The sequence below is a fragment of the Pseudomonas sp. 22526 genome, from assembly GCF_052044735.1.
Classification (GTDB): domain Bacteria; phylum Pseudomonadota; class Gammaproteobacteria; order Pseudomonadales; family Pseudomonadaceae; genus Aquipseudomonas; species Aquipseudomonas piscium.
The window spans coordinates 19,299-36,975 of the sequence record NZ_JBQENK010000004.1; the positions used below are offsets into that span (position 1 = coordinate 19,299).

General features: G+C 64.4%; 12 protein-coding genes and 1 pseudogene. All 13 read left to right on the forward strand.

Annotation, left to right across the window (positions count from 1 at the left end; all coding sequences use genetic code 11):
• Positions 1-108: 108 nt before the first annotated feature.
• Positions 109-3,681, forward strand: a complete 3,573-nt coding sequence (locus ACTJKT_RS06970; RefSeq protein ID WP_440786605.1) for a glycosyltransferase — start codon at positions 109-111, stop codon at positions 3,679-3,681.
• 295 nt (positions 3,682-3,976) lie between these two features.
• Positions 3,977-4,750 carry a glucose-1-phosphate cytidylyltransferase gene (gene rfbF, locus ACTJKT_RS06975; RefSeq protein WP_025805173.1) on the forward strand — a complete coding sequence of 258 codons (774 nt, stop codon included), beginning with the start codon at positions 3,977-3,979 and terminating at the stop codon, positions 4,748-4,750.
• Positions 4,732-5,814, forward strand: coding sequence for a CDP-glucose 4,6-dehydratase (gene rfbG / locus ACTJKT_RS06980; protein WP_440786606.1), 1,083 nt, complete (start codon positions 4,732-4,734; stop codon positions 5,812-5,814). Before rfbF ends, rfbG begins: the two co-directional genes overlap by 19 nt.
• Positions 5,811-6,371 (forward strand): dTDP-4-dehydrorhamnose 3,5-epimerase family protein, encoded by a 561-nt coding sequence (locus ACTJKT_RS06985; RefSeq protein WP_440786607.1) that lies wholly within the window; start codon positions 5,811-5,813, stop codon positions 6,369-6,371. Before rfbG ends, ACTJKT_RS06985 begins: the two co-directional genes overlap by 4 nt.
• A complete protein-coding gene (locus tag ACTJKT_RS06990; protein WP_440786608.1) occupies positions 6,368-7,594 on the forward strand; it encodes a methyltransferase domain-containing protein in 1,227 nt (408 codons plus the stop codon). Before ACTJKT_RS06985 ends, ACTJKT_RS06990 begins: the two co-directional genes overlap by 4 nt.
• Before the next feature lie 5 nt (positions 7,595-7,599).
• On the forward strand, positions 7,600-8,457 hold the full coding sequence (locus tag ACTJKT_RS06995; protein WP_440786827.1) for an NAD-dependent epimerase/dehydratase family protein: 858 nt from the start codon (positions 7,600-7,602) through the stop codon (positions 8,455-8,457).
• On the forward strand, positions 8,447-9,517 hold the full coding sequence (locus tag ACTJKT_RS07000) for a class I SAM-dependent methyltransferase (protein WP_440786609.1): 1,071 nt from the start codon (positions 8,447-8,449) through the stop codon (positions 9,515-9,517). Before ACTJKT_RS06995 ends, ACTJKT_RS07000 begins: the two co-directional genes overlap by 11 nt.
• 19 nt (positions 9,518-9,536) lie before the next feature.
• Complete coding sequence (locus ACTJKT_RS07005; protein WP_440786610.1) at positions 9,537-10,274, forward strand: cephalosporin hydroxylase family protein; 738 nt, start codon at positions 9,537-9,539, stop codon at positions 10,272-10,274.
• A gap of 50 nt (positions 10,275-10,324) precedes the next feature.
• Positions 10,325-13,261, forward strand: coding sequence for a TIGR00180 family glycosyltransferase (locus ACTJKT_RS07010; RefSeq protein ID WP_440786611.1), 2,937 nt, complete (start codon positions 10,325-10,327; stop codon positions 13,259-13,261).
• A 97-nt stretch (positions 13,262-13,358) separates the two neighbouring features.
• Positions 13,359-14,528, forward strand: a complete 1,170-nt coding sequence (pseC, locus tag ACTJKT_RS07015; RefSeq protein WP_440786612.1) for a UDP-4-amino-4,6-dideoxy-N-acetyl-beta-L-altrosamine transaminase — start codon at positions 13,359-13,361, stop codon at positions 14,526-14,528.
• 110 nt (positions 14,529-14,638) lie between these two features.
• A complete protein-coding gene (gene pseF, locus ACTJKT_RS07020) occupies positions 14,639-15,346 on the forward strand; it encodes a pseudaminic acid cytidylyltransferase (protein ID WP_440786613.1) in 708 nt (235 codons plus the stop codon).
• Positions 15,343-16,383: pseudogene (pseG, locus tag ACTJKT_RS07025) on the forward strand (UDP-2,4-diacetamido-2,4,6-trideoxy-beta-L-altropyranose hydrolase); the annotation flags it as partial. The gene pseF and the pseudogene pseG, both read left to right, overlap by 4 nt.
• Before the next feature lie 85 nt (positions 16,384-16,468).
• Positions 16,469-17,521, forward strand: coding sequence for a pseudaminic acid synthase (gene pseI, locus ACTJKT_RS07030; protein ID WP_440786614.1), 1,053 nt, complete (start codon positions 16,469-16,471; stop codon positions 17,519-17,521).
• The last annotated feature ends 156 nt before the right edge of the window (positions 17,522-17,677 follow it).

A 17,677-nucleotide genomic window follows, 5' to 3' on the forward strand; every position in this document is an offset into this window, starting at 1 on the left:
GTCGCGCTCCTGTGAGCGCGGCCGCACCGCCGAGCCGTCAGCCGTCTTCATTAAGCGGTTCCGCGGCCCGCCTGATCAGGCGGGCCCACCGCTCGAGAGTTTCCCGCCGTGAATCAACACCCTCTAGTCAGCATCGTCATCCCTGCCTTCAATCCGCGCTTCTTCAGCCAGGCCTTCGAGAGTGCGCTGGCCCAGACCTGGGAGCGGATCGAAATCGTCATCTGCGACGACTCGGCCGGCGACGAGATCCGGCAGGCGGTGGACGCCATCGTCGAGCCGCCCCATCCGGTGCGTTATCTGCGCAATCCGCAACGCCTGGGCCTGCAGAAGAACCTGCTGCGCTGTGTCGAAGAGGCGCGGGGCGAGCTGATCAAGATCCTCTGCGACGACGACCGCCTGTTCGCCCCGAGCATTGCCATGCAGGCACAGGTGCTGGTCGACCACCCCGAGATCAATCTGGTTTGCGCGCTGCGCATGATGAGCGATGCCGGTAACTTCATTCTGCCGCCGCGGGTCGAGAACGCCCGGCTGTCGCCGAACGACGCGATGCTCAAGGGCGACGACATGCTGGCGATCCTCGAGAGCACGCCACGCAACTTCCTCGGCAACTTCAGTTCGACCCTGATGCGTCGCGCCGACGTGCTGGAGCTGTTGCCGGCCCTGACCCAGGAGGGTGCGGGCTTCCTCGCGTTGCTGGATCTGGCGTTGTTCGTGTGCCTGATGCGGCGTGGCAACCTGGCGCTGATCAATACCGTGCTGAGCACCGAACGGCTGTATCCGGAACGCTTGAGCAAGCAGCCGGAAATGCAGCGGGCGGCGAAGCTCGAGTGGGACTGGCTGGCGCAGATGCTCGCCGCCCGCAGCGGCGAATCGGCCCCGGCCTCGGGCTGGGTGCGTTGCGTGGACCTGGCGAAAATGACGGAGCCGGGCTGGCAGTGGGACGAGCTGTGCGTGACCCGGGTGCTCGGCAACCGCAACACCGTGGTCAGTGGCCGGGTCGGTGGCGAGAGTGAAAGTTACGCCGACTTCTACCGGGAGTGGCTGGCGATCCGCTGTTTTACCGAGACCGAGAAACGTCATCTGCCACAGCGCATCGCCAGCTGGCCGGTGCGGCCGCAGATCGTACCCATAGTGATCGATGTGGAGGCCGATGCCGTGGCCCTGGAGTCGACCTTGCAGAGCCTGGCGCAGCAGTTGTATGCGCCGCAGGCGATCCTGGTCCTGTCCAATGCCGAGTGCGCGGAGCACGAGCGCGTGCTGCAGTTGCCGCTGGAAGCTCAGTGGCCGCAGCAGCTCAATGCCCTGGTGCCACAGCTGGAAGGTTGCCACTGGTTTTACCTGCTGCGCGCCGGCGACCTCCTCAAGGAATCGGCGCTGCTGATCCTTGCCGAGCGCATTGCCGCGACGCCGGGCGCGCTGTGCGTCTACAGCGACGAAGGCGCGCGGGTCGAGGGCGAGTCCATCGACCCGGTGTTCAAGCCCGACTTCAACCTGGACCTGATGCGCGGTTACCCCTATGTCGGCCGGACGCTGGCATTCGAGCGCCAGCGCTTTCTGGGCCTGGGCGGATTCGATCCGGCTTTCGGCGAGCTGGCCCCCCATGACGTGCTGTGGCGCCTGGTGGAAGAAGCGGGGCCGCAGACCATCGAACACATTGCCGAGATCCAGGTCGAGAGCCCGTTCAATTTCGCCGACTGGTTGTCGCTGCCCGAGGTGATCGAGGGCAACGCCGGGCTGACCAGTGCGCATCTGGAGCGGATCGGTGTCGAGCATCGCATCAGCCACGACGAATTGCCGCTGCTCAACCACATCGATTACCTGTTCCCGCAGCGGCCGCTGGTGTCGATCGTCATCCCGGCGGGTGATTCGCTGGCGGCCTTGCAGCGCTGCACCGAGAGCCTGATCGAAAAGACCGCCTACAGCCATTACGAGATCCTGATCGTCGACAGTGGCAGCCGCGACCCGGCCATGGCCGGCTGGCTGGAGGCCATGGCGCAGTTGGGTGCCGATATGTTGCGGGTGTTGCCCTTTACCGGCAGCGCTAGCGATGCGGCACTGCGCAATTACGCGGCGCGACAGGCGCGCGGCGAATACTTGCTGTTGCTCAGCGCCAATGCCCTGATCTGCTCCGGCGACTGGCTGGATGAACTGCTCAATCACGCCCAGCGGCCTGAAGTGGGCGTGGTCGGCGCGCGCATGCTCGGCCTGGATGGCTCGATCGTGCATGCCGGACTGATCCTCGGCCTGGCCGGCGCCGCCAGCTCGCCGTTCTATGGCGAGGCCACCAGTGCCCGCGGTTACATGCAGCGCTTGCAGGTGCCGCAGAGCTGGAGCGCAGTCAGCGGCGATTGCCTGATGGTGCGCAAGGAAGTCTTCGACAGTGCCGGCCAGCTGGATGAGGTCAACTATTCCCAGGGGCTGAGTGATGTCGACCTGTGCCTGCGGATCAAGCGCGACGGTTACCTGGTGGTCTGGACGCCCTATGCCAGTGTGGTGCTTGTGCCTGCCGAAAAGGTCGCGCAGGAGCCTGAGGAGCTGGCAGTACGGGAGCGTGAACACGATACTTTCTACCGCAGCTGGATGCCCCAGGTCGCCCGCGATCCGGCCTACAACCCGGCCCTGAGCCTGGGATATTCCAGCTTCAGCCTGGAAGTGGGGCTGCGCAATAACTGGAACCCCTTCTCGACCCGCGCCTTGCCGCTGGTGCTCGGCTTGCCGGTGAACAGCTCGGCGGTGGGCCATTACCGGGTGACCGCGCCTATGACGGCGCTGGAAGAGGAGGGGCGGCTGATCGGCCGATTCGCCTACGAGTCCCCTTCGAGCGTGGAAATCGAGCGCCTGTCCCCCGATTCGATCATCCTCCAGTGCCGCTACAGCGACGGCGCGGTGAGCGACATCCTGCGCATGAAGAAGTATTCCAGTGCGCTGCGGGTCTTCGAGCTCGACGACTATGTGGTCAGTGCGCCGAAGAAAAATACCCATGCGCGCAATCAGCCGCTCAATACCGAAGAAATGCTGCGCCAGGGCATCGCCCTGTGCGACCGGGTGGTGGTCACCACGCAGCCCTTGGCCGATGCGCTGTCGAGCATGCACAGCGACATCCGGATCGTGCCGAACATGCTGCCGGTCGATCCCTGGGGCAGCCTGACCAGCCGGCGCGGTACTTCGAGCAAGCCACGGGTGGGCTGGGGCGGCGGCACCAGCCACACTGGCGACCTGGAGATCATCGCCGACGTGGTGCGCGAGCTGGCCCATGAAGTCGAATGGGTGTTCTTCGGCATGTGCCCGGACGAACTGCGGCCCTACGTGCACGAGTTCCATTCCACCATCAGCCTGCAGGCGTATCCGTTCAAGCTGGCCAGCCTCAACCTCGACCTGGCCCTGGCGCCTCTGGAGTTCCACATCTTCAACGACTGCAAGAGCAACCTGCGCCTGCTGGAGTACGGCGCCTGCGGTTACCCGGTGATCTGCACCGATACCGAGGCCTACCGCGGTTACCTGCCCTGTACCAAGGTCGTGAGCAACAGCACCCAGGAATGGATCGAGGCGATCCGCATGCACCTGGCCGATCCCGAGGCCAGCTACCGCATGGGCGATGCGCTGCGCGAGGAAGTCCTGCGCGACTACATGCTGCGAGGCAACAACCTGAATCTGTGGATGCAGGGGTGGTTGCCGGATTGATAGGGCGCGGGAATACAACAAGCCAGGCCTGGACGCCTGGCTTTTTTATGGCGGCGATTCAGGGGCAGGTTTCGCCGCTCAAGGCGACCCTCGTCGTGCTGTTCCACTGCCCCAAGGCCATGGGTCCGGGACCCAGGAGCTGGCGCGTTTCCTGCAAGCCCCCCTCGATATCGCCATAAAATGAGCGTTTCCGCAGACCAGCGAGGCGCCGTCAACGGCACAAGGTTTTATCCAGAAGGCCCGCAAAAGCTCGGTACAGCTTGGCAGAGCCCTGTGACGAACAAGAGGGGAGACGATGAAGGCAGTTATTTTGGCGGGTGGCCTGGGCACACGCATCAGCGAGGAGTCCCATCTCAAGCCCAAGCCGATGATCGAGATTGGCGGCAAGCCAATTCTCTGGCACATCATGAAGCAGTATTCCGCCCACGGCATTCACGACTTCGTGATCTGCCTGGGCTACAAGGGGTACGCGATCAAGGACTTCTTCGCCAACTACTTCCTGCACACCTCCGACGTCACCTTCGACATGCGGGAAAACCGCATGGACGTTCACCAGAACTACAGCGAGCCGTGGCGCGTGACCCTGATCGACACCGGTGAGGAAACCATGACCGGCGGCCGTCTGCGCCGGGCCGGCCGCTATCTGCAGGACGAAGAAGCCTTCTGCTTCACCTACGGCGACGGCGTGTCCGACCTGAATATCGGCGCCCTGGTGGACTTCCACCGGGCCCACGGCAAGCACGCGACCGTCACCGCGGTGCAGCCGCCCGGCCGTTACGGCGCCCTGGAGCGCGACGGCGACAGCGTCCTGGGCTTTACCGAAAAGCCTCGCGGTGACGGTGGCTGGATCAATGGCGGGTTCTTCGTGCTGTCGCCCAAGGTGTTGCCGCTGCTGACCACCGACGACACGGTGTGGGAAGCCGAGCCGCTGACCACCCTGGCCCGGCAAGGCCAGCTGCATGCCTTCCAGCACGACGGCTTCTGGCACCCGATGGACACCCTGCGTGACAAGAACCACCTGGAGCAGCTCTGGCAGAGCGGGGAGGCCCCATGGAAGCAATGGGACTGAGCCCGCAATTCTGGCGCGGCAAGCGGGTCCTGTTGACCGGCCACACCGGCTTCAAGGGCAGCTGGCTGACCCTGTGGCTGCAAAGCCTGGGCGCCGAAGTCAGCGGTTTCTCCCTGGACCCTGCGACCGAGCCGAGCCTGTTCGAGCTGGCGCGGGTCGCCGAGGGTATCAACGACCAGCGTGGCGACCTGCGCGACCTTGGCGCCTTGCTGGAATTGATCACCGAGACGCAGCCGGAAATCGTCCTGCACCTGGCGGCGCAACCGCTGGTGCGCGAGGGCTATCGCGACCCGCTGGGCACTTACTCCAGCAACGTGATGGGCACCCTGAACCTGCTGGAAGCAATCCGTCAGGTCGGCGGCGTGCGTGCCTGTGTGCTGGTGACCACGGACAAGGTCTACGCCAACCAGGAATGGCTGTGGCCCTACCGTGAAAACGAAGCCCTGGGCGGGCATGACCCCTACAGCAGCAGCAAGGCATGCTGCGAGTTGCTGGCGCAGTCCTATGCCGCGTCGTTCTTCCCGGCCGACAAGTACGCCGAGCACGGCCTGGCCCTGGCCACGGCGCGCGCCGGTAACGTGCTGGGCGGCGGCGATTTCGCCCCTGAGCGGCTGATTCCCGATGTGCTCAAGGCCTGGTCGGCCGACGAGCCGGTGACCCTGCGTTACCCACAGGCGGTGCGTCCATGGCAGCACGCCCTGGAGCCACTGGCCGGCTACCTGCAACTGGCCGCCGGGCTCTATGAACAGGGGCCGCAGTTCTCCGGGGCCTGGAACTTCGGGCCAAGCGAAGCGGACATGTGCAGCGTCGGCGAAGTGGTCGAGCTGCTGGCCGCGCGCTGGCCGGCAGCCCCCGGGCTGCGCATCGAACCGAGCGAGCTGCACGAAGCCGGCCTGTTGCGCCTGGACAGCAGCCGCGCACGCCAGCTGCTGGCCTGGCAACCGCGCTGGTCGCTGCAGCAATGCCTGGCGCAGACCCTGGACTGGCACCTGGCCTGGCAGCGTGGCGACGACATGCGCGCGGTGACCCTTGCTCAACTGAACCTGTACCGGGGCGCGCTGTGAGCGAGTTTTCCTTGAAACAACTGCCGCTGGCCGGGCTGTTCAGCGTCCAGCACAAGCGCTTCGAAGATCAGCGCGGACACTTCGCCCGGCTGTTCTGCGAAGGCAGCCTGAGTGCATTCGGCAGCGAGTTTCATATCCGCCAGATCAACCATTCCTGTACCCGCGAGAAGGGCAGCGTGCGCGGTCTGCATTACCAGAACGCCAATGCGCCGGAAGCCAAGCTGATTACCTGCCTGCGCGGCGAGGTGTGGGATGTGGCGGTGGATCTGCGTCCGGACTCCGCGACCTTTCTGCACTGGCACGCCGAGCACTTGAAGGCCGGCGATGGCCGCAGCCTGCTGATCCCGGCCGGATTCGCCCACGGTTTTCAGACCCTCACCGACGACGCCGAGCTGCTCTACCTGCACAGCGCCGATTACGCACCGGAGCACGAGGGTGGTCTGTCGGTGAAGGATCCACGGCTGGCGATTGCCTGGCCGTTGCCTGTCAATAATCTGTCGGCCCGGGATTCCAGCCATCCCGCGCTCGATCAACACTTTGCTGGAGTGCGTCTATGAACTGCCGTGGGTGCGCCGCACCGCTGAGCCTGCCGCTGATCGACCTCGGCACCTCGCCACCGTCCAACGCCTATGTGCATGCCGAGCGTCTTGAGCAGGCCGAGCAATGGGTGCCGCTGAAGGTCGCCGTGTGCCAGCAATGCTGGCTGGTACAGACCGAGGATTACACCAGCGCCGAAAGCCTGTTCGACGCCGAGTACGCCTACTTCAGTTCGTTTTCCAGCACTTGGCTGGCCCACGCCGAGCGCTATGTGGCCGAGATGGTCGAGCGCTTTGGCTTGACGGCCGACAGCCGGGTGGTGGAAGTCGCGGCCAACGACGGTTACCTGTTGCAGTACGTGGCCGCCCGCGGGATCAAATGCCTGGGCGTCGAACCGACCCACAGCACCGCACAAGCCGCGCGGGAAAAAGGTCTGGAGATTCGCGAGCTGTTCTTCGGTCGTGAGACCGCGCGGCAGCTGCGTGAAGAGGGCTGGGCGGCGGACCTGATGGCCGCCAACAATGTGCTGGCCCATGTGCCGGACATCAACGATTTCCTCGGCGGTTTCGCGACGCTGCTCAAGCCGACCGGCGTGGCCACCTTCGAATTCCCGCAACTGCTGACGCTGATGGCCGGCGCGCAGTTCGACACGCTCTATCACGAACACTATTCCTATCTGTCGCTGACCGCGGTGCAGGCACTGTGCGAGCGCAACGGTCTGGAAGTCTTCGACGTCAGCCAGCTGACCACCCATGGCGGTTCGCTGCGGGTTTTCGTCCAGCGCAAGGACGGCGAACGCCGCGCCGTGCAACCGGCGGTGCAGCAGCAGTTGCAAGCCGAGTTCGACGCGGGCGTGAAGACCCCCGAGTTCTACGCCACGCTGGCACCCGCTGCGGAACGCATCAAGCATGACCTGCTGCGTTTCCTGCTCCAGGCCAAGGCCGAAGGCAAGCGGGTGGTGGGCTACGGCGCGGCGGCCAAGGGCAACACCTTGCTCAATTACGCCGGGGTCAAGCCGGACCTGCTGGCCTGGGTCGCCGACGCCAACCCGCACAAGCAGGGCAAGTTCCTGCCTGGCAGCCGGATTCCGGTGGTCGCGCCGGAGCGTATCGACAGCGAGCGCCCGGACTATGTGCTGGTGCTGCCGTGGAACCTGCTGTCGGAAGTCAGCGAGCAGCTGGCTCACGTTCGCCAGTGGGGCGGGCGCTTCGTGATCGCCGTGCCCGAGTTGAAGCTGCTGTGAGTGGCTTGAAGGTACTGGTCACCGGGGCCAGCGGGTTTGTCGGTCGGCATCTGGTCGCCGCCTTGCTGGCCCGTGGCTGCCAGGTGCGGGCGCTGGCCCGTGACCGGCAAAAACTCGCCGCCATGCCCTGGGCCGGAGCGGTGGAGCAGGTGGTCGCGGACGTGCATGCCGCCGACAGCGATATCGCCTCCCTGGTCGAGGGCGTCGGTGCCCTGGCGCACCTGGCCTGGCCGGGGCTGCCGAACTACAAGGCGCTGTTCCATTTCGAGCACAACCTGATGGCCGACTACCGGTTCATCAAGGCCGCGGTCGAGGCGGGCGTGCCCCAGGTCATGATCACCGGCACCTGTTTCGAATACGGTATGCAGAGCGGTCCGCTCGACGAGCAGACGCCGGCGCAGCCGAGCAATCCCTACGGGCTGGCCAAGCACAGCCTGCGGCTGTTCCTGGAGAGCCTGCAGCAGCAGGTGCCTTTCACCCTGCAATGGGCGCGGCTGTTCTACCTGCACGGCGCCGGGCAGAACCCCAACAGCCTGCTGGCCGCCCTGGACCGGGCGATCGATGCCGGCGATGCGGTGTTCGACATGTCCGCCGGCGAACAGCTGCGCGATTACCTGGCCATCGAGGACGCTGCCGCCAGCCTTGCGGCGCTGCTGCAACGGCGAGAGTTTTCCGGGGTGGTCAACTGTTCCAGCGGCCAGCCGATATCGGTTCGGGCGCTGGTCGAGCAGCGGGTGCGCGAGCGCGGCTCGATGATCCGCCTGAACCTGGGGCATTACCCCTATCCCGCCCATGAACCCATGGCGTTCTGGGGGGCGAACCAGCGCCTGCAACAACTATTGGGAGCAGAACATGGGGCATGAGTTGTATCGGGTCATGGACCTGCCGGTGCTGCAGAACCGCACCTTCGCCGATGCGCACAGCGCCAGGGCCTCGGCCTGTGCCGACATGGTGCTGGTGCAGGACGAGGAGAGCGGCCTGATCTTCAACCAGGCTTTCGACCCCGACAAGCTGAGCTACGACAGCGACTACCAGAACGAGCAGGCCCACTCGGCGCAGTTCCAGCGTCACCTGGAGGATGTCGAGGGCATCATCGCCCGGCATTTCAAGGGCCGGGAGCTGATCGAGGTCGGATGCGGCAAGGGCTATTTCCTCGAACTGCTGCGCGAGCGGGGCTACCGCATCACCGGCATCGACCCGGCCTACGAGGGCGATAACGCCGATGTGATCAAGGCGCCTTTTACCCGTGGCCTGGGCCTGTCGGCCGATGCCGTGGTATTGCGCCATGTGCTGGAACATATCGCCGACCCGCGGGCGTTCCTGGCGGAGATGGCCGAGGCCAACCAGGGTGGGCAGATCTACATCGAAGTGCCGTGCTTCGACTGGATCGTCGAGCATCGCGCCTGGTTCGATGTGTTCTACGAGCATGTGAACTACTTCCGCCTGGATGACCTGCGGCGGATGTTCGGCACCGTGCACGAAGCCGGCCACCTGTTCGGCGGCCAGTACCTGTACGTGGTAGCCGACCTTGGCACCTTGCGCGAGCCGGGCGAGACACCGGTTGCGCGCCTGGAAATGCCGCTGGATTTCACCGCCAGCATCGAGCGCGCCAAGCAGATCATCCAGGCGCAGCCCGAGGCGGGCTCGGCGATCTGGGGCGCCTCGTCCAAGGGCGTGATCTATTCGCTGTTCCTGCAGCGCGCGGGCGTTTCGGTGGACCAGGTGGTGGATATCAATCCGGCCAAGCAGGGCCGTTATCTGCCCCTGAGCGGCGCCCGTGTGTCGTCCCCCGAAGAGGTCATGGCGACCTTGCCCGAGGGCGCCAACCTGTTCGTGATGAATTCCAACTATCTCGACGAAATCAAGCGCATGACCGATGGGCGTTATGTCTATCACGCGGTCGACAGCGCTTCGTTCAAATGACGTTTATTGAGACCCGACCATGACCGACAACAGCATCATCCAAGCCTTCGAAGCCGAGTGCCAGGAACAGATCCGCACCCAGGGCGAAGACCAGAAACTCAAGGGCCTGGCGCGCGACTTCTTCAACCAGTCCGCCGGCCACAAGTACAGCTATCACTTCTCCTGGATGGGCCGCCCGATCATCCAGCTGCCCCAGGACATGATGGCCATGCAGGAGATCATCTGGCGGGTCAAGCCGGACCTGGTGATCGAATGCGGCATCGCCCACGGCGGCTCGATCATCTACTACGCCTCGCTGCTCGAACTGCAGGGCCACGGCGAAGTGCTGGGCATCGACCTGGATATCCGCGCCCATAACCGCGAAGCCATCGAAAGCCATCCGATGAGCAAGCGCATCAAGATGATCGAAGGTTCGAGCATCGATCCGGCGATTGCCGAGCAGGTGCGGGCCGCGGCCGCGGGCAAGAAAGTCATCCTGGTCCTGGACTCCAACCACACCCACGAGCACGTGCTCGAAGAGCTGCGCCTGTACGCGCCGCTGGTGTCGGTGGACAGCTACTGCGTGGTGATGGACACCGTGGTCGAGGACATGCCGGCGGACTTCTTCCCGGACCGTCCATGGGGCCCGGGCGACAACCCGAAAACCGCGGTCTGGGCCTACCTGGAAGAGAACCGCGACTTCGAGATCGACTACCAGATGCAGAACAAGCTGCTGATCACCGTGGCGCCGGATGGCTATCTGCGTCGCGTTCGTTGAATTCAATGGTTTGCAGGTAACAGCACTTTGCCGGTTGTGGGGAAACACTGATGCAGGTTCAAGACAAGGCTCAAAACACTAGCGCACCGTTGAGCGAGCGTTTCACGCTGGTGGTGATGTCCCACAATCGCAAGGCGTTCTTGCGCCGCACCTTGCAGTACTACAGCACCTACCCCTGCAAGATCCTGGTGCTGGACTCCTCGTTGCACGCCGACGAAAGCCTGGCCGCGCAGTTCCCCCAGGTCGACTATCGGCACCTGCCGCAGTTCACCTACAAGGGTCTGCAGGACAAGCTCACCTACGGTGTCGGGCAGGTGACGACGCCGTACATGGTGTTTGCCGCCGACGACGACTTCCTGCTGCATGGCGCGCTCACCGAGTCGGTGGAGTTTCTCGAAGCCAACCCCGACTACGGCCTGTGCCATGGCTACGGGATGATGTACCTGGCCCGCGCCGCCGAGGTGAACTACTACCGGCGCGATTGCCGGGTGATCGAGGACTACGCCTCGGACGATGCCGGCGAGCGGGTCATGGCGTTCATGAGCCATTTCCTGCCGCCGTTCTACGCGGTGACCCGCACCGACCTGCTGCAACAGTGGTACAGCCTGCTGCCGCCGGGGACCAGTTTCGAATGGCAGGAAATCGGCCATACCTTCTTCCTGCTGGCCTCGGCCAAGGCGCGGATCCTGCCGATCCCGTTCGCCGTGCGGGAAGTCAACTACAACGCCTCGGAGCACAACACCGATGTGTTGACGGTGCTGACCTACGGCGACGCCAAGTCGGTGGCCCAGCGCGAGGCGTTCGCCGGCTTCCTGGCGTCGTTGCCCACCGGCTTGAGCGCCCAGGGGCCGCAGCAGGTCAAGCAGCTTGCCCTGGACAGCTTCAGGGCCATGGCCGAGTGCCTGCTCACCGGGCGCTCGCTCAATGGCAAGATGATTTTCCGTTCGGCCTGGGTCGAGCCCGGGGCCGAGCCGGTGCGTTCGTTCGGCCCGGAACAGTTCGTCGAGATGCCGTTCTACAACAAGCCGATGTTCGACCTGTTGACCGAGTTCGAATTCCTCATGCATGCGATGCCGGCTGGCCGCTTGCAACTCCAGGAACTGGAAGGCGTGCTGCTCAAGCAGCAGCAACTGATGCAGGTGCAACCCAACGACACCGACCGTACCCTGCGCAGCCGCTTGTGGGAGGCGCTGTCGTGCAACCTGTTCAACCTTGAGGTGGTCCAGCGTCTGGCGTCTTCATTGCAAGGCTCTGAGGAACAGGAGGATGCCCGCAAGCTGCAGGCCTGGGCCGAGCGCCTGGCGTCGGTGCCTTTCCAGGACGGCCCGGGGCTGCTGGAGAACATGCCTTCGGGGCGCTTGCTGAAGTGGCTGGAGGCGCGCAACCCCGAGGCACAGCAGCTCAAGTCGATCAACGAGCACCTGGCCCGGCACAACGGCGGGCCGAGCTTCGGCATCCTGCTGCTCGACCTCGACGCGGACATGGTCAAGTTGCAGACGACCTTCGACAGCCTGGTCAACGGCCATTGCCGGTCGTTCCAGGTGGTGGTCTTCACCACGGGCGACCTGCCGGCGACCACCACCGCCCAGGACACCGTGCATTTCGTCAAGGTCAGCACCAGCAACTATGTGGAGCGGATCAACCAGGTCGCGGTGCAATCTTCCCGTGACTGGTTGCTCCTGGCCCGTGCCGGCGAGCGTTTCACCGCCAGCGGCCTGCTGCGCGCCAGCCTGGAACTGCTCGGCGCCGAAGGGTGCCGCGCGGTGGCCATGGACGAAATCCACTACGGCGCCGATGGCGCGCTGAAGGATGTGTTCCGCCCGGGCGTCAACCTCGACCTGCTGCAAAGCGTGCCGGAGATGATGGCCGGCCACTGGCTGATTCGCCGGGATGTGCTGGTGGCCGCCGGTGGTTATTCGACGGCTTTTCCACAGGCCATGGAATACGACCTGCTGCTGCGCCTGATCGAAGACGGCGGGCTGGCTGGCCTGGCCCATCTGGCCGAGCCGCTGTTGCTCGGCCAGGCTGCAGAGGCGCAGGAGAATACCCAGTACAGCCAGGCGTTGACCCGTCATCTGGGCAACCGTGGCTACCGGGCCCAGGTCAGCGCGGCGCAGCCCGGGGTCTATCAGATCAACTACGGCCATGGCGAACGTCCGCTGGTGTCGATCATCCTGCGCAGCGAAGACAACCTGGAGCAGCTGCAGCCTTGCCTGGTCAGCGTGCTGCAACGCACGCGCTACCAGCGCTACGAAGTGGTCATCGCCGACAACCATAGCCAGTCCGCAGAACTGGCCGACTGGCTCGCCAGCCTGGAACAGAAGGGCGATCGTATCCGCGTGCTGCGCAGCCCGCAGCGCCTGAGCGTCGCGGCGCTGTACAACGCGGCGAGCCAGGAGGCCCGGGGCGACTACCTGGTGCTGCTGGCGGCCGACGGCGAAGTGGTCAATGCCGACTGGATGGAGAGCCTGCTCAATCAGGCGCAACGTCCGGAAGTGGGAATCGTCGGCGCGCGCCTGGTGGACGCCAAGGGTGCGACCACCTCGGCTGGCCTGGTTCTCGGGCTGAACGAGCATCTGGGGGCGGCGTTCGCCGGTGAGCCGAAAGGCGCCAGCGGCTACCTGAACGGCTTGCTCGCCGAGCAGAACTATTCGGCGGTCTCCGGCGCCTGCCTGATGATTCGCAAGGACCTCTACAACGCCGTCGGTGGCCTGGACGAAGAGCATTTCGCCGAGGCATTCGCTGATGTCGACCTGTGCCTGAAGGTGGCCGATGCCGGGCTGTTGACGGTCTGGACCCCGCAGGTGCAGATCCTCCATCCGGGCCTCCTGGCGGACGATACCCAGGCCGCGGCGGCGCTGCGTGACAAATGGCAGGCCCGCTTCGAACACGATGTGGCCTACAACCAGAACCTGAGCCGGACCGGCAAGGGCTTTGTGCTCTCTGCGATCCATGGCGTGGATTGGCTGCAGATGCTCTCCAATTGATCACTGTCTCAAGGAGCCGACGTATGTTCAGCCGTCTTTTGATTGTCTGCCTTGCACATCGACACTTGAACAGCTTTGCCTGTAATGGATGGCCATCATGACTCCATACCGGATTCCCTACGGGCGCCAAAGCATTAATCAGGCGGACATCGATGCGGTGGTGCAGGTGTTGACGTCTCCCTGGCTGACCCAGGGGCCGACCATTGAGCGTTTTGAACAGGCCCTGGCCAAGTACTGCCAGGCTGGGCATGCCGTTGCGGTATGTAATGCAACGGCAGCGCTGCATATTGCCTGCCTGGCGGCGGGGCTGGGGCCGGGGGACTTCCTGTGGACCAGTCCTAATACCTTTGTCGCCTCGGCCAACTGTGCACGCTACTGTGGCGCACAAGTGGATTTTGTTGACATCGATCCGCACACCTGGAACATGGATGCAGGGTTGCTGGCTTCGAAGCTCGAAGCCGCGGAACGCAATGGCACCTTGCCTAAGGTGGTGGTGGTTGTCGCATTCGCCGGGCAGAGTGCCGACCTGCAGGTTATCGCCGAGCTTGCCGAGCGCTACGGTTTTGTCTTGATCGAAGACGCCGCGCATGCGGTAGGGGCGTCCTATCTGGGGCGTCCAGTGGGTTGTGGGGCCCATGCGGTGATGACGGTCTTCAGCTTTCATCCAGTGAAGATCATTACCAGTGCCGAAGGCGGGATGGTGCTCACCAATCGTCCGGAGCTCGCCGAGCGCCTGCGACGTTTACGCAGTCATGGCATTACCAGTGATCCGGCACTGATGCAGGTCTCGGACGCAGGCTTGTGGTACTACCAGCAGTTGGAGCTGGGTTTCAACTATCGGATGACCGATCTGCATGCGGCGCTCGGACTTTCGCAGATGGCTAGGCTTAATGAGTTCGTGGCCCGGCGCCGGGAGTTGGCGGCGCGCTACCAGGTGCTGCTGGCTGATCTGCCTTTGACCTTGCCGGTCATGCAGAACGGTGCCAGCTCGGCTTGGCATCTGTATGTGGTACGCCTGGACCTGACCCGTATCCGACTAACCCAGAAACAAGTCTTCGACGAATTGCGTGCGGCGGGCCTGGGCGTGAATCTGCATTACATTCCCGTGCATTTGCAGCCGTATTACCAAGGGCAGGGTTTTGCTGAGGGGGATTTTCCCGAGGCCGAACGCTACTTCCTGGAAGCCCTCAGTCTGCCCCTTTTTCCAGAGCTGACCGACGAGCTGCAAGATGAAGTGGTGGCGCACCTGCAACGGATTCTGGATTGAGAGATGTTCATGAAAGTTTTTGCCTGGTCTGGGACGCGTCGCGCCCAGGCTGTCGCGACCATTCCTGGTGGTCTGCCTGAGGTCGGGGCCTGCAACGTGGAGCACTGTGTGTGAGTTGTATGGCGTTGATTCCCGCCAGGGGCGGCAGCAAGCGTATCCCACGCAAGAACCTCAAGCCGTTCGATGGCGTGCCGATGATCGCTCGTTCGATTGCCACGGCACTCGACTCCGGATTGTTCGACCAGGTGCTGGTCAGTACCGAAGACCCGGAGATCGCCGAGCTGGCCAGGGCCTGCGGCGCCAGCGTGCCCTTCATGCGGCCGATGGAGCTGGCGGATGATTTCACCGGCACCGGGCCGGTGATCGTGCATGCCTTGAATGCGTTGCGCGAGCGTGGCGAGACCTTCGATTACGCCTGCTGCATTTACGCCACCGCGCCCTTGTTGCAACTGCGCTACCTGCGCCAGGGCTTGGCGGCGCTGGAGGCTCATCCTGAAAAATCCTTCGCCTTTTCCGTGTGCAGCTTCGCTTTCCCGGTGCAGCGAGCCCTGACCCTCGACGACCAGGGCGCGTTGACCTCGCTTTATCCGGAGTTTCGCAACACCCGCTCCCAGGACCTGCCGCCGGCCTATCAGGATGCCGGGCAGTTCTATTGGGGGCGCAGCGAGGCCTGGCTGCGCGGCGACCTGGTGTTTTCCCCGCTCAGCCTGCCGGTGATTTTGCCGCGCCATCTGGTGCAGGACATCGACACCGAGGAAGACTGGCTGCGCGCGGAGTATCTGTACGCGGCACTGAAGGCCGGTGGAGAACTGGAGTGAGGGTGCTGATCCGTGCCGATGCTTCGTCGGCCATTGGCAGTGGCCATATCGCCCGCTGCCTGACTCTGGCCAGGGCGTTGCGCGAGCAGGGCGCCACAGTGGCGTTCGCTTGCCGAAGCTTGCCCGGACAGCAGCTGGACCGTCTGGCCGAACTGGGTTTCCAGACGTTCGCCCTGCCGGCGAGTTATCCAGGTGAATGCGTGCAGGACATCGAAGCGCCGTTGCCCTGGCAGGCGGATATCGCCGCCTTGCAGGCAGCGTTGCAGGATCAGCCGCGATTCGATTGGGTGCTGGTCGATCACTACGGCCTGGACTGGCAGTGGCAGCAGGCGGCGCGGCAATGGGCACCGCGGATTGCCGCCATCGATGACCTGGCCAATCGACGGCATGCGGTCGATCTGTTGCTCGACCAGAACTTCAGCGGCACGCCCCAGGCCTACGCCGGCCTGATCGACGCTGAGTGCCGGGCGCTGTTGGGGCCGCATTTCGCCTTGCTGCGCGAGGAGTTTCGTTGCCCGCCGATCGCCATCCGCGAGCGGGCGAGCCGGGTGCTGGTGAATTTCGGCGGTTTCGATGCGGCCAGCCAGACATACAAGGCGATGCTGGCCTTGAGTGCGTTCGACGGCCTGGAAGTGGATTTTGTCGCCGGGACCGGTAACCCGGCCTGGGCGCAGATGCAGGAACTGGCGGCCGGTCGTGGGCATTGGCGTTTGCACGCCTATGTCAGCGACTTTTCCCGTCTGATGGCCGAGGCGGACCTGTTTATCGGTGCCGGCGGCGGCACCAGCTGGGAGCGCGCCGCCCTGGGCCTGCCGACCCTGTGCATCAGCGTGGCCGGCAATCAAGAGGTCAATGCCCGGCTGTTGGCCGAGGCGGGCATGCATGTGTACCTGGGGCCCAGCGAGCAGGTGAGTGCCGAGCAGATCCGCCAGGCGGTCGCGGCGCTCGTCGACGATTACCCACAGCGCCAGAGCCTGGCGCAGCGCTCCCGGCAACTGGTGGACGGGCAGGGCGCATCGCGGGTGGCGGCGGCCCTGTTGGAGATGACCCGGAACCCATTGCGCCGTGCCGGGGATAATCCGGCCACCGGCGAACTTATGCGTGAATCGAAGGAAAACCCCAATGACTAGTTTCAAGATCGGCTCGCGCTCGATTGGCGCCGGCTCGCCGCCGTTCATCATTGCCGAGATGAGCGGCAACCATAACCAGTCGCTGGACGTTGCCCTGCAGATCGTCGAGGCGGCGGCCAAGGCCGGCGCCCACGCCCTGAAGTTGCAAACCTACACCGCCGACACCATGACCCTGGACCTGGAGCATGGCGAGTTCTTCATCAAGGATCCGGCCAGTCTCTGGGCCGGTTCCTCGCTGTACGCCCTGTATGAAAAGGCCCACACACCCTGGCAGTGGCACGCGCCGATCTTCGCCCGCGCCAGGGAGCTGGGGATGCTGGCGTTCTCCACGCCGTTCGATGAGAGTGCGGTGGACTTCCTCGAAAGCCTCGACGTGCCGGCCTACAAGATCGCCAGTTTCGAAAACACCGACCTGCCGCTGATTCGCCGGGTCGCGGCCACCGGCAAGCCGCTGATCATTTCCACCGGCATGGCCAGCATCGCCGAGCTGGACGAAAGCGTGCGCGCCGCCCGGGAGGTCGGCTGCAAGGATCTGGTGCTGCTCAAGTGCACCAGTACCTACCCGGCTTCGCCGGAAAACAGCAACATCCTGACCATTCCCCATTTGCGTGAACTGTTCGGCTGCGAAGTCGGTTTGTCCGACCATTCCATGGGCGTCGGGGTTTCGGTGGCTGCCGTGGCGCTGGGCGCCACTGTGGTGGAGAAACACTTCACCCTCGACCGCGCCGCCGGCGGGGTGGATGCGAGTTTTTCCCTGGAGCCGGCGGAGCTGCGCAGCCTGGTGGTGGAAACCGAACGGGCCTGGCAGGCCCTGGGCCAGGTGCGTTACGGCGCGACCGAAGCCGAGCGGCAATCGGTGCTGTACCGCCGATCCCTCTATGTCATCCGCGATATGGCGGCGGGGGAGGTGTTCAGCCGCGATAACCTCAGGGCCATCCGTCCGGGCCTGGGGCTGGCCCCCAAGCACATCGACGCGGTCCTCGGGCGTTGCGCGCGCCAGGCCCTCAAGCGCGGTACCGCACTGGATTGGGCATTTGTCGAATAACCGTTTGTATGGCTGATTCGGCAAAATAGCGTGACCTGCGAGTCATAACGCGCATCTTCACTGTATTGTATTGACCGGGGAGATGGCGCCTGGCCGGTAAACGGTGCAGTGATAGCCTTCTATTTCTTCCCGCTGTCGCCCGTCAGGGGCGCCAGG

Bases quoted from the DNA above. Each gene is read 5' to 3' on its own strand.
- ACTJKT_RS07005 (WP_440786610.1), top strand. From the start codon at position 9,537: ATGACCGACAACAGCATCATCCAAGCCTTCGAAGCCGAGTGCCAGGAA.
- pseI (WP_440786614.1), top strand. From the start codon at position 16,469: ATGACTAGTTTCAAGATCGGCTCGCGCTCGATTGGCGCCGGCTCGCCG.
- pseC (WP_440786612.1), top strand. From the start codon at position 13,359: ATGACTCCATACCGGATTCCCTACGGGCGCCAAAGCATTAATCAGGCG.
- ACTJKT_RS07010 (WP_440786611.1), top strand. From the start codon at position 10,325: ATGCAGGTTCAAGACAAGGCTCAAAACACTAGCGCACCGTTGAGCGAG.
- rfbF (WP_025805173.1), top strand. From the start codon at position 3,977: ATGAAGGCAGTTATTTTGGCGGGTGGCCTGGGCACACGCATCAGCGAG.
- ACTJKT_RS07000 (WP_440786609.1), top strand. From the start codon at position 8,447: ATGGGGCATGAGTTGTATCGGGTCATGGACCTGCCGGTGCTGCAGAAC.
- ACTJKT_RS06990 (WP_440786608.1), top strand. From the start codon at position 6,368: ATGAACTGCCGTGGGTGCGCCGCACCGCTGAGCCTGCCGCTGATCGAC.
- rfbG (WP_440786606.1), top strand. From the start codon at position 4,732: ATGGAAGCAATGGGACTGAGCCCGCAATTCTGGCGCGGCAAGCGGGTC.